At 73.7% G+C, this 11948-nt stretch carries 11 protein-coding genes; 6 read left to right on the top strand and 5 right to left on the bottom strand.

Going from position 1 to position 11948, the window contains the following annotated elements; genetic code table 11:
- Nucleotides 1–27 precede the first annotated feature (27 nt).
- From IE316_RS25310 to IE316_RS25295, 4 genes are all read right to left on the bottom strand, one after another.
- Nucleotides 28–2769 carry an ATP-binding protein gene (locus tag IE316_RS25310; protein WP_190206765.1) on the bottom strand — a complete coding sequence of 914 codons (2742 nt, stop codon included), beginning with the start codon at nt 2767–2769 and terminating at the stop codon, nt 28–30.
- A gap of 313 nt (nt 2770–3082) precedes the next feature.
- Nucleotides 3083–3406 (bottom strand): STAS domain-containing protein, encoded by a 324-nt coding sequence (locus IE316_RS25305; protein WP_003997851.1) that lies wholly within the window; start codon nt 3404–3406, stop codon nt 3083–3085.
- Between the two features lie 161 nt (nt 3407–3567).
- Entirely contained in the window at nt 3568–4416 is an 849-nt protein-coding gene (locus IE316_RS25300) for a 3-hydroxyacyl-CoA dehydrogenase family protein (RefSeq protein WP_190206764.1), read from the bottom strand.
- Between the two features lie 123 nt (nt 4417–4539).
- Complete coding sequence (locus IE316_RS25295) at nt 4540–5181, bottom strand: TetR/AcrR family transcriptional regulator (protein WP_190206763.1); 642 nt, start codon at nt 5179–5181, stop codon at nt 4540–4542.
- A 95-nt stretch (nt 5182–5276) separates the two neighbouring features.
- Between IE316_RS25295 and IE316_RS25290 the strand changes: the two genes are divergently transcribed.
- From IE316_RS25290 to IE316_RS25280, 3 genes are read left to right on the top strand one after another with little or no spacing between them, the layout of a single operon-like run.
- A complete protein-coding gene (locus IE316_RS25290; protein WP_190206762.1) occupies nt 5277–6059 on the top strand; it encodes an ABC transporter ATP-binding protein in 783 nt (260 codons plus the stop codon).
- A 10-nt stretch (nt 6060–6069) separates the two neighbouring features.
- A complete protein-coding gene (locus IE316_RS25285; RefSeq protein ID WP_190206761.1) occupies nt 6070–6819 on the top strand; it encodes an ABC transporter permease in 750 nt (249 codons plus the stop codon).
- 13 nt (nt 6820–6832) lie between these two features.
- Nucleotides 6833–7405 carry a cob(I)yrinic acid a,c-diamide adenosyltransferase gene (locus IE316_RS25280; protein WP_190206760.1) on the top strand — a complete coding sequence of 191 codons (573 nt, stop codon included), beginning with the start codon at nt 6833–6835 and terminating at the stop codon, nt 7403–7405.
- Here the strand turns inward: IE316_RS25280 and IE316_RS25275 are convergent.
- The gene (locus IE316_RS25275) at nt 7309–8004 is read right to left on the bottom strand and encodes a hypothetical protein (RefSeq protein WP_229910552.1); all 696 of its coding nucleotides are present in this window, start codon (nt 8002–8004) and stop codon (nt 7309–7311) included. The genes IE316_RS25280 and IE316_RS25275 overlap by 97 nt on opposite strands.
- 153 nt (nt 8005–8157) lie before the next feature.
- On the opposite strand from IE316_RS25275, the gene IE316_RS25270 reads away from it, so the two are divergent.
- The 3 genes from IE316_RS25270 (at nt 8158) to IE316_RS25260 (ending at nt 11946) form a co-directional block, all read left to right on the top strand.
- Entirely contained in the window at nt 8158–9333 is a 1176-nt protein-coding gene (locus IE316_RS25270; RefSeq protein ID WP_190206759.1) for a sensor histidine kinase, read from the top strand.
- Nucleotides 9330–9971 carry a response regulator gene (locus IE316_RS25265; protein ID WP_190206758.1) on the top strand — a complete coding sequence of 214 codons (642 nt, stop codon included), beginning with the start codon at nt 9330–9332 and terminating at the stop codon, nt 9969–9971. The genes IE316_RS25270 and IE316_RS25265 overlap by 4 nt, the downstream gene beginning before the upstream one ends.
- 139 nt (nt 9972–10110) lie before the next feature.
- Nucleotides 10111–11946, top strand: a complete 1836-nt coding sequence (locus tag IE316_RS25260; protein WP_190206757.1) for a glycoside hydrolase family 18 chitinase — start codon at nt 10111–10113, stop codon at nt 11944–11946.
- Nucleotides 11947–11948: the final 2 nt, after the last annotated feature.

Genomic DNA, 11948 nt, shown 5'->3' with positions numbered 1-11948 from the left:
CTCGCCCGTCGCGGGGTGCGGGCGGTGTCACATGATCTGGCCGGTGGCCGCCGTGCCGGGGGCGCTGCCGGACGCGCTGGAGGCGGAGGTCACCGGGGATGTCGGCGTCTCCGGGGTCTGCGTCGGCTGGGTCGGCGTCTCCGGCTCCGTTTCCGTGGGCGAGGTCGGCGTGCTCGGCGTCTGGCTGCCGCTGGGCGGCTTCTGCGTGCCCGTGGGGGGCTTGTGGGTGCCGGTGGGCGGCTTGCCGGACGTCGACGGCTTCGGGCTCTGGGACGGGTCGGCGGAGCCGCTCGGGCGGCGGGTGCCGCTCGGGTCGTCCGACGGCGTGGCCGAGCCGGTCGGCGCCGGGTCGTCGGCGGTGCCCGGGGTGCCGTCCGGGCCGGGGTCGGTGGGGACCGCGCCCGCGTACCCGGGGTCGCCGGAGCCGCCGTCGCCGTCGTCGCCCGGGTCGGTAGAGGAGTTGCCGTCGTCGCCGGTGCCCTGGCTGGCGGAGGGGTTGACGCCGACCCGGTCGGCGGGGCCGTCGGTGTCGCCGTCGGAGGTGGCGCCGAGGGTGACGACGGTGCCGAGCACGGCGACCAGCAGGGCGCCGGCGCCCGCCGCGACGAGGTTGCGCCGGGCGAAGCCCCTGATGCCACCGCGGGCCTTGCGGGACGGGCTGCCGCCCGGGGGACGGCCGGGGGGACGGCCCGAGGACCGGTTGGCGACCAGGGTCGGGGCCTGCGGGGAGGGACGCAGCGGCGGAAAGGGCTCGGGCGCCTGCTCCCGCCGGTCACCGGCCCCCTCCGCCCCAGTAGCCGGGGCGGAGCCGTCCGGGGCCGGCCCGGACCCGCCCGCGACCGCGGCGAAGCCGCTCGCGGTATCGGACCCACCGGCCGCGGCACCGGGACCACCCGTTACGGCACCGAAGCCGTCCGGGCCACCCGCTACCACACCGAAGCCGCCCGGACCGTCCGCTACGGCACCGGGACCGGCCGCCCCCGCGCCGGGCGCGAAGGGGACTCCCGCTCCGAAGCCCCCGAAGACCGCCCCGCCGCTCATCCCGGGAGTGTCCCCGGACCGGTCGGCGACCAGGGCGAGGGCGCGGCGGCCGGCCACGGTGCCGCGGCGGTCGGCGGCGGCGCCGCGCAGCCCGATGGACGCCTCCAGTTCGGCGCGGGCCCGGTCCAGACGGTCCTCGCAGAGCGCGAGGACGCCGAGTTCGTGGTGGAAGTACGCCTGTTCGGCGACGTCGCCGGCGAGCCGGGCGGCCTCCGCGCCGGAGCGCAGCGACCGCTCCCAGGCGGCCCAGCGCAGCCCGGCGGCGAACGCGGGCGCCGCCGTGCGGGCCAGGGCCACCGCCGGGGCCTCCTCGTCCTCGGCCGGCGGCTCGGTGCCCGGCGCCAGCACCGTGAGGGCGGCCAGCAGGGCGTCGGCCTCGGCGCAGACGCGTTCGGGGGTGACCGAGGGGTGCCCGGCCCACCAGGCGTAGTGCCGGGCGGCCTCCAGGGCGCGGCCGGGGATGTCGTCGCCGTACCCGGCGCTCTCCAGTTGGGTGAGGACCCCGGCGGCCAGCCGGTAGCGGGAGCCGACCGGCGAGATCAGTCCGCAGGCGGACAGCTCGCCGAGGGCGGCGTCCGCGTGGGTGTCGCCGACCAGCGCGGGCAGATGCGCCTGGTGGGGCATCTCGCCGCCGAGGGCGACGGCGAACTCCAGGGCGGCCCGGCCGGCGGCGCTGAGCCGGGAGGCGAGCAGCGGCGCGGGCGCGGCGGCCTCCCCGAGGGACGGCAGCGGTACGTCGTCCCCGGCGCCGGTGTCGTAGGGGGCGGCGTCCTCGGGGGCGGTGTCGGCGAAGACGCCGAACTCGTCGACGGCGTCGGCGCCGGCCCGCAGTCTGTCGCGGTGCCGCAGCAGGGCGCCGGCCTGGACGAACCGCAGCGGCAGGCCCTCGGACTCGAACCAGAGGTCGCCGGCCCAGTTGGCCTCCTCCTCGGTGAGGGGGCGGCCGGCGGCGTGCTCCAGCAGGGCCACGCCGTCGGCGCGGTCCAGGCCGGTGAGGAGGACCTCCTCGACGCCCGCCTCGGCGGACGGGGCGGGCACGTCGGGGGTGGCGGCGAAGAGGAAGGCGCACTCGGGGGTGGCCGCCAGCAGTTCGTCGAGGGCGGTGCCGCCGAACTCCAGGTCGTCCAGCAGGACGACCGCGCCGATCTCCCGGACGTGGGTGAGGAGTTCCTCGCGGGCCGGGCGGTGCCGGGGCGCGTGGTGGACGGCGTGGAAGAGGTCGTGGAGCAGGTCGTCGGCGGTGCGGTGGAAGCCGCTGAGGCGGACCACGCCGTCGGGGGCGAGGTCGGCGCAGTCCTCGGCGACCACGTCGAGCAGGCGGGTGCGGCCGGAGCCGGCGGGGCCGGTGAGGCGTACCGACCGGCCGCGGGCGAGCAGCCGGACCAGGCGGTCGCGTTCGTCGTCGCGGGCGAGCAGCGGCAGCGCCGGCCGGGCGGGGCCGGGCGGCGCGGGGGGCCGGGCGGCGCGTGCGGTCGCGGCGCGTTCGGCCGGGGTGCGCTTGACGGGGCGGGCGGGCCGCTCGGTGGGCGGGCAGACCTCTATCTCGCTGCCGTCGACGGGGTTGACGGTGAGCAGGAAGTCGCCGGCCACGAGCCGCACCATGCGGGCCGGCGCGGGCGCGTGCTGGCCGAAGTCGGGCGTCAGGGGGTCCCTGGGCGGACGCGGGCGCGGCGCGTGGCCGTCGCCGTCGTGGCCGTACTCCTCAGGTCCCCGGTCGTTCGGGTCCATAGGTTCAAGCCCCCCAAAAGCGTCGTGTGCTTCGGTCACCGGTCGGGACCACCCTCCCGGCCTTGCCGCACACCGCGCTGTCGCTTCTGGTCCGGGCCCGCCTGTGGGTCACGAAGGCGGCGGGCAGCCGAACCCTAAACCTTCGGTCAGTATCTCCGACAGTCCGGGGTACCGCGCCGCCCGAGACGTCACGGTCTCGTGAGGATTGCGCGCGTCGTACGTTTCGCCGAGGGGTGATCCGGGTCTCCCCCGGGCGCCGCTTCACACCTGTCCCGGGGGCACGGCCGTCCCGGAGCCGCATCCGTCCGGGGAGTCACACCCGGGGCAGGCTCTCCACGCCGATGCCGCCCTCGATGGCGAGGATGCGGTGCAGCCGGGTGGCCACCAGCAGGCGCTGCATCTGCGGCGGTACGCCGCGCAGCACCAGGCGCCGGCCGCAGCGGCCGGCCCGCCGGTGGGCTCCCATGATCACGCCGAGTCCGGTGGCGTCCCAGGAGTCCAGCTCGGACAGGTCGAGCACCAGGTCGCCGGCTCCGTCGTCGACGGCCGAGTGCAGGACCGTACGGGCGTCCGCCGCGCTGCGGACGTCGAGGCGGCCCCCGACGACCAGTTCGGCGTGGTCGCCCCTGATGTGCATATGCGCTCCCGTGAGTGCGTCTCGTGCTCCGCGGTGTGGTGTCGGATCGGTGCCCGGTGTGCCATGCGGGTGACGCAACCTCTGACCGCGTGGGGCGGACGGAGGTTGCGGGCCGTGAGCGAACCGATACCGAATTCACTCCGGCGTGTGATGTGCGCGGCTCAGTACTTGTAGAAGCCCTGCCCGCTCTTGCGGCCGATGTCACCGGCGTCGACCATTCGGCGCATCGACTCCGGCGCGGCGAACTTCTCGTCCTGGGACTCGGTGTAGATGTTGCTGGTGGCGTGCAGCAGGATGTCCACGCCGGTCAGGTCGGCGGTGGCCAGCGGTCCCATGGCGTGGCCGAAGCCGAGCTTGCAGGCGAGGTCGATGTCCTCGGCGGTGGCGACGCCCGACTCGTGGAGCTTGGCGGCCTCGACCACCAGGGCGGAGATGAGCCGGGTGGTGACGAAGCCGGCCACGTCGCGGTTGACGACGATGCAGGTCTTGCCGGTGGACTCGGCGAACTCCCGCGCGGTGGCGAGGGTTTCGTCGCTGGTCTTGTAGCCGCGTACCAGCTCGCACAGCCGCATCATCGGGACCGGGGAGAAGAAGTGGGTGCCGACGACCCGTTCGGGGCGCTCGGTCACGGCCGCGATCTTGGTGATCGGGATGGCGGAGGTGTTGGAGGCCAGGATCGCCTCGTCCTTCGCCAGTTTGTCGAGCGCGCGGAAGATCTCGTGCTTGACGTCCAGCTTCTCGAAGACGGCCTCGACGATGACGTCCGCGTCGGCGACGGCGTCCAGGTCGGTGGTGGGGGTGATCCGGGCGAGGGCGGCGTCGGCGTCGTGCGCCTCCAGGGCGCCCTTGGCGACGAACTTGTCGTAGGACGCCTTGATGCCGTCGGTGCCGCGGCGCAGCGCCTCGTCGGTGACGTCGCGCAGGACGACGTCCCAGCCCGCCTGTGCGGAGACCTGGGCGATGCCGGACCCCATGAGACCGGCTCCGATGACGGCGAGCTTGCGTGCCACTGTGCGACTCCCCTGATGCGCGTCCTTCTGCCTCTCCGGCGGACACTAGCGGTCGGAAGGGGCGGTGTGACCGGTAAGTAACGCGCGTCACGTCTCAGATGACGGACATCACACCGCAGGGGGTCATCCGGCGGCTCGTACGGCGTAGTTGAGCACCTTCTCGCTCAGCAGGTCCTCCATCTCGTCGAGGAGCACCAGTGTTTCCCGGGAGACCCGGGAGGGGGTGCCGCCGGCCAGCATCCGCTGCCCGATGGCGGACATCACGGTGGAGTGCACCCAGTTGATCTGACCGGCGATCAGGGCGGGCATCGGGTCGTCGCCGGGGGCGCCGGTCTCCTCGCGCAGGGTCTGTTCGAGGTCCTGGAGGACCTCCTGGCCGATGGCCCACAGGCGGGAGCGGAGCGCGGGCGAGTCGTGCACCACCCGCATGAACCGCGCGTACCCGGCCATCAGGCCGACGCGGGGCGACACCGACTCGACCTCCTCGCGCAGTTCGCGCAGGACCGCGGCGGCGGCCGACTCCCCGTCAGGCCGGCCGCGCACCCAGCGCGAGAGGCGGTCGACGACGCCCCGGGAGCGGTCGAGGAAGAGGTCCTCCTTGGCCGGGAAGTAGTTGTAGACGGTGTTGACGGAGACGTCGGCGGCCTCGGCGACCTCGGCGACGGTCACCGCCTCGAAGCCGCGCTCCAGGAACAGACCGGTGGCGACATCCGAGATGTACTGCCTGGTCTGCCGCTTCTTCCGTTCCCTGAGTCCCTCGGCCATGCCCGCATCCTAGTTCGCTGGGCACGGTCAAAACTTGGGTCGCGCGAAAACTTGGGGACGTTGCAAGTTTTCAGTGACTCTGTTTTTCTGGGGGCATGGCAATCATCAGCACCGCCGGTCTGGCCCGTACCTTCCGCACCCGGCACGGCCCCGTCCAGGCCGTGCGCGGCATCGACCTGACCGTGCGCGAGGGGGAGATCCTCGGCTTCCTCGGGCCCAACGGCGCCGGCAAGACCACCACCCTCCGGATGCTCACCACGCTGCTCCCGCCGACCGGCGGCGCGGCCACGGTCGCCGGGTGCGACCTGGCGAAGGACCCCGCCGGGGTGCGCCGGGCCTGCGGGTACGTGGCCCAGTCCGGCGGCGTCGACCCCCAGATCACCGTCCGGGAGGAGCTGGTCACCCAGGGCCGCCTCTACCGCCTGCCGAAAGCGGTGGCCGCCGAGCGCGCCGGGGAACTCGCCCGCGAGCTGGACCTGACCGGGCTGCTCGACCGCAGGTGCGGGGCGCTCTCCGGCGGGCAGCGGCGCAGGCTGGACATCGCGATGGCGCTCACCCACCGCCCGAAGGTGCTCTTCCTCGACGAGCCGACCACCGGTCTGGACCCCGGCAGCCGCGCCGGCCTGTGGGAGCTGGTCCGCGGGCTGCGCGACCGGTACGGCACGACCGTCTTCCTGACCACCCACTACCTGGACGAGGCGGACGCCCTCGCGGACCGCCTGGTCATCGTCGACCGGGGCGTGGTGGCCGCCGAGGGCACTCCGGCCGCGCTGAAGCTGGCCTACGGCGGCTCGGCCGACGCCACCCTCCAGGACACCTTCCTCGCCATCACCGGCCGCGGCCCCGCCCCGGCCGACGCCGCCCCCGTCGCCGTATAGGAGCCCCCGGATGCTGCTGCACGACACCGCTCTCGTCTACGGCCGCTATCTGCGCCAGTCGCTGCGCTCGCGGTTCGCGCTGCTGTTCGGCGTGCTGATGCCGCTGCTGTACCTGCTCTTCTTCGGGCCGCTGCTCACCGGTCTGCCGCTGGGCGGGCGGGGCAGTTCCTGGCAGGTGCTGGTGCCCGGACTGCTGCTGCAACTCGGGCTGTTCGGCGCCTCGTTCGCCGGGTTCATGATCATCCTGGAGAAGGGGCAGGGGGTGGTCGAGCGGATGCGGGTCACGCCCGTGAGCCGGCTCGCGCTGCTGCTGGGGCGGGTGCTGCGGGAGGCGACCGTGTTCGTCTTCCAGGCGGTGCTGCTGGTGCTGGCCGCCGTGGCGATGGGGCTGCGGGCCCCGCTGCCCGGGGTGCTGATCGGGTTCGGGTTCGTCGCGCTGCTCACCGTCTCGCTGGCGTCGCTGTCGTACGCGCTGGCGATGAAGGTCGCCACCCCGCAGGGGTTCGGTCCGGTGGTCAACGCGCTGACCCTGCCCGCGATGCTGCTGAGCGGTCTGATGCTGCCGATGACGCTGGGCCCGCGCTGGCTGGACGTGCTGTCCCACCTGATGCCGCTGCGCTACCTGGTGGACGCCGTGCGGGACGCCTACGTCGGCCGGTACGCCACCGCGCACATGCTCTACGGCTCCCTGGTCGCCGTCGGCCTGACCGTGCTCTCCGTGACGGTCGGCACACGCGTGTTCCGCACGGCCGGGGCGTAACTACGCTGGGCGCATGGTCAACCTGACGCGCATCTACACCCGGACCGGCGACCGGGGCACCACCGCCCTCGGCGACATGAGCCGGGTCCCCAAGACCGACCTGCGGATCGCCGCGTACGCCGACGCCAACGAGGCCAACGCGGTGATCGGCACGGCGATCGCGCTCGGCGGGCTGCCCGAGGAGGTCGTCGAGGTCCTGGTCCGGGTGCAGAACGACCTGTTCGACGTGGGCGCGGACCTCTCCACGCCGGTCGTCGAGAACCCGGAGTACCCGCCGCTGCGCGTCGAGCAGTTCTACGTGGACAGGCTGGAGGCGGACTGCGACCGCTTCAACGGCGAGCTGGAGAAGCTCCGCTCGTTCATCCTCCCCGGCGGCACGCCCGGCGCCGCGCTGCTGCACCAGGCGTGCACGGTGGTCCGCCGGGCCGAACGCTCCACCTGGGCCGCGCTGGAGGCGCACGGCGAGACGATGAACCCGCTCACCGCGACCTACCTCAACCGCCTGTCCGACCTGCTCTTCATCCTCGCCCGCACCGCGAACAAGGAGGTCGGGGACGTGCTGTGGGTGCCGGGCGGGGAGAGGTAGCTCCCGGCCCGGTCCCCGGCCGCGCCCTCGTCGCGGCCGGGCGCGCCGGTCCCCGCGCCCTTGGGCGGCTCCGGCGGACGCTTCGGCCAGATCAGGTACGTCAGGGCGATCAGGCCGTGGATGACGGCCGCCCGCCAGGCGAACTGCTCCCAGCTCTCCAGGGGGCCGCTCCGGGCGGGGTCGTCGACGTACCACATGGCGAGCCGGAGCAGCCCGGTCGCCACCGCGGCGGCGACCAGCGTGCCGAGCCAGACCGCGCCCTCGTGCCGGGCCCGGGCCAGCCCGTAGCGCGGGGGCCGGACCGGCGGGCGGCCGTCGAGGCGGTGCGCGGCGTGGCCGTCGAGCCACTTCACCGTGCGGTGGCCGTGACCGGCGGTGTAGCCGAGGTAGAGCGCGGCCAGGCCGTGCGTCCAGTCCGGATCGGCGCCGTTCCTCAGGTCCAGCGCGGTGACGGCCAGCAGCGCGACCTCCAGGAGCGGCTCGCACAGCAGCAGGGCCAGGCCGGTGCGCGGCATCCGCAGCAGATAGCGCACGGCCAGCCCGGCGGCCAGCAGCACCCAGAAGCCGACCTCGCAGACGATGATCAGGGTGACGATCACGGTTCGCTCCTCTCGGTCACCCCGTCCAGGCTCCCCCGTGCGCCGCCCCCGGGCGTCGTCGCCGGTGACGAATCCCGGGTACATCGAACGATGCAGTGCCGGACCGTCCCCGGGGATCAGGCGGACGCCGCCCCGGCCGTGTTGGATGAGGACATGGCCGTACGACTCCCCCGCCCGCACCGCTTCGACGGGTACGTCGCGGCCGGCGGCCTGCTCAGCGGCGTGCTGCTGACGGTCCTCGGACTCGGCGTCCGCCCCTCCGACGACCCGATCGTGCTCTTCGACGGGCCCTGGCCGCCGCTGGTGCCGCTCGCCGTCACGGCGGGCTGCGAGCTGCTGCGCCGGTCCGCGCCGCGCGCCGCCCTGCTGGTCGGCACCGCCGCCGTCGTCCTGGACCTGACCACCCAGGGCAACCTGGTCACGGTCATGCTCTTCACCGACCTGATGTACGCCGCCGTCCTGTACGGCCCGCCCGCCGCGGCCCGCCGCATCCCGTGGATCACCGGGCTGCTCACGGTCGCGGGCACGGTGGTGCCGTTCGCGGTGTGGCGGGTGCCGGAGGCGCTGCTGATCGGGGTGGCGATCGGGATCGTCGCCTTCGGGCCGGCCTCCACCGGCCTGATCGTCCGCAACCACCGGGAGGCCGCCGACGCCGCCCTGCTGCGCGCCGAGCAGACCGCGCTCCTCGCCGAGCAGGACCGCGTGCAGGCGGTCACCGCGGAACGGTCCCGGATGGCCCGCGAACTGCACGACCTGGTCGCCAACCACCTCTCCGCGATCGCCATCCACTCCACGGCCGCGCTCTCCCTGGACGACCCCGGCACCTCCCGCCGCGCCCTCGCCGTGATCCGCGAGAACAGCGTGGAGGGACTGGCCGAGATGCGGCGCCTGATCGGCATCCTGCGCGACGCCGGCGCCGACGCCGGGCCCGCCGCCGCGCCCACCCTCGACGGCCTGCCCGCCCTGGCCGACGGCGCCCGCGCCAACGGACTCGACGTGCGCCTCACGACCGTCCCCGGCGAGGGACTGCCGGTGCCGGTCGAGCTGGCCGCCTACCGGATCGTCCAGGAGTCCCTCACCAACGCCCTCAAGCACGCCGCCGCCGGACCCGTGCACGTCACCCTGGCCAGGGACGCCCGGGTCCTCACCGTGACGGTGACCAGTCCGTACGCCGAGCGGGACCGGCCCCGCGCCCCGGGTTCCGGGGCCGGTCTGGTCGGGATGCGGGAGCGGGCCGCGCTGCTGGGCGGCACCTTCGCCGCCGGACCCGACGGCGCCCGGTGGACCGTACGCGCCGTGCTGCCCCTCACCGAAGGAGACCCCGCATGATCCGCGTCCTGGTCGCCGAGGACCAGTCCGCCGTCCGCGCCGGACTGGTGCTGATCCTGGACAGCGCCCCCGACATCGAGGTGGCCGGCGAGGCCGCCGACGGCGAACGGGCGGTGGCCCTAGCCCGGGAGCTGCGACCCGACCTGGTGCTGATGGACGTACAGATGCCGCGCCTGGACGGGGTGTCGGCGACCCGGGAGATCGTCGCCGAGGGGCTGGCGGACGTGCTGGTGCTGACCACCTTCGACCTGGACGAGTACGTGTTCGGGGCGCTGCGGGCGGGCGCCGCCGGGTTCCTGCTGAAGAACACCGAGGCGGCCGACCTGCTCACCGCCGTGCGCACGGTGGCCGCCGGGGAGGGCATCGTCGCCCCGGCCGTGACCCGGCGGCTGATCGCCGAGTTCGCGGCGCGGCCGGCCCGGCGGACCGGCGTCGACCCGGCGGTGCTGGAGGAGTTGACCCGGCGGGAGCGCGAGGTACTGTCCTGCCTCGGCGAGGGGCTGTCCAACGCGGCGATCGCCGACCGCCTCCAGATGGCCGAGGCCACGGTGAAGACGCACGTCAGCCGCTTGCTGGGCAAGCTGGGGCTGCGCAGCCGGGTGCAAGCGGCGGTGCTCGCGCAGGAGTTGGAGCGCTGAGTCCGGGGACGACACCCGCCGTTCGCCCAGTGGTCCAGACCTATTGACCTATGGTCCAGACCTTTCTATTCTCGCGGCACTGCGGGCGTGATGGCTCAGTCATGCCCCCGACAACACCCCCATAAAAGGGAGGCGCATCATGCGCTTCAAGCTCAGACACCGGGCCGCGGCGCTCACCGCGACGCTCGCTCTCCCCCTCGCCGGCCTCGTCGCCCTCGCGGCGCCCGCCCCGGCCGCCACCACCGCGACCGCCGCCACCGCCACCTACGCCAAGACCCAGGACTGGGGCTCCGGCTTCGAGGGCAAGTGGACGGTGAAGAACACCGGCACCACCAGTATCAGCTCCTGGACCGTGGAGTGGGACTTCCCCTCCGGCACCAAGGTCACCTCCGCCTGGGACGCCACCGTCACCAACTCCGGTGACCACTGGACCGCCAAGAACCTCGGCTGGAACGGCACCCTCGCCCCGGGCGCCTCCGTCTCCTTCGGCTTCAACGGCTCCGGCTCGGGCTCCCCGGCCGGCTGTAAGCTCAACGGCGGCTCCTGTGACGGCACCTCCGTCCCCGGCGACGCCGCCCCCTCGGCGCCGGGCACCCCCACCGCCTCGGACATCACCGACACCTCGGTGAAGCTGTCCTGGTCGGCGGCGACCGACGACAAGGGCATCAAGAACTACGACGTGCTGCGCGACGGCGCCAAGGTGGCCACCGTCACCGGCACCTCGTACAGCGACACCGGCCTGACCAAGGGCACCGACTACTCGTACACCGTCCAGGCCCGGGACACCGCCGACCAGACCGGCCCGGCCAGCGGCGCCGTCAAGGTCCGCACCACCGGCACCACCGACCCGGGCACCCCCGGCTCCAAGGTCAACCTCGGCTACTTCACCGAGTGGGGCGTCTACGGCCGCAACTACCACGTGAAGAACCTGGTGACCTCGGGCTCCGCCTCGAAGATCACCCACATCAACTACGCGTTCGGCAACGTCAAGAACGGTCAGTGCACCGTCGACGACACCTTCGCCGCGTACGAGAAGGCGTACACCGCCGACCAGTCCGTCAGCGGCACCGCCGACACCTGGGACCAGCCGCTGCGCGGCAACTTCAACCAGTTGCGGCAGCTCAAGGCGAAGTACCCGAAGATCAAGATCCTGTACTCCTTCGGCGGCTGGACCTACTCCGGCGGCTTCGGACAGGCCGCCCAGAACGCGGCCGCGTTCGCCAAGTCCTGCAAGTCGGTCGTGGAGGACCCGCGCTGGGCGGACGTCTTCGACGGCATCGACATCGACTGGGAGTACCCGAACGCCTGCGGCCTGACCTGCGACACCTCCGGCCCCGCCGCGCTCAAGACGCTGACCCAGGCGCTGCGCGCCGAGTTCGGCAAGGACTACCTCATCACCGCCGCGATCACCGCTGACGGCTCCTCCGGCGGCAAGCTCGACGCGGCCGACTACGGCGGCGCCGCGCAGTACCTCGACTGGTACAACGTGATGACGTACGACTACTTCGGCGCCTGGGCCACCACCGGCCCGACCGCCCCGCACTCCCCGCTGACCTCGTACTCCGGCATCCCGACCGCGGGCTTCAACTCCGCGGACGCGATCGCCAAGCTCAAGGCCAAGGGCGTGCCGGCCGGCAAGCTGCTGCTCGGCATCGGCTTCTACGGCCGCGGCTGGACCGGCGTCACCCAGTCCGCCCCCGGCGGCACGGCGACCGGCGCGGCGCCCGGCACCTACGAGGCGGGCATCGAGGACTACAAGGTCCTCAAGAACTCCTGCCCCGTCACCGGCACCATCGCCGGCACGGCGTACGCCCACTGCGGCACCCAGTGGTGGTCGTACGACACCCCCTCGACGATCGCCGGCAAGATGACCTGGGCCAAGAACCAGGGTCTGGGCGGCGCGTTCTTCTGGGAGTTCAGCGGCGACACCAGCAACGGCGAGCTGGTCACCGCGATCAGCAACGGCCTGAAGTAATA

Source organism: Streptomyces fumanus (genome assembly GCF_014655295.1).
In the GTDB taxonomy this organism is placed as follows: domain Bacteria; phylum Actinomycetota; class Actinomycetes; order Streptomycetales; family Streptomycetaceae; genus Streptomyces; species Streptomyces fumanus.
The sequence above is the reverse complement of the archived record's forward strand: the minus strand, read 5'-3'. Positions and strand labels throughout refer to the sequence as shown.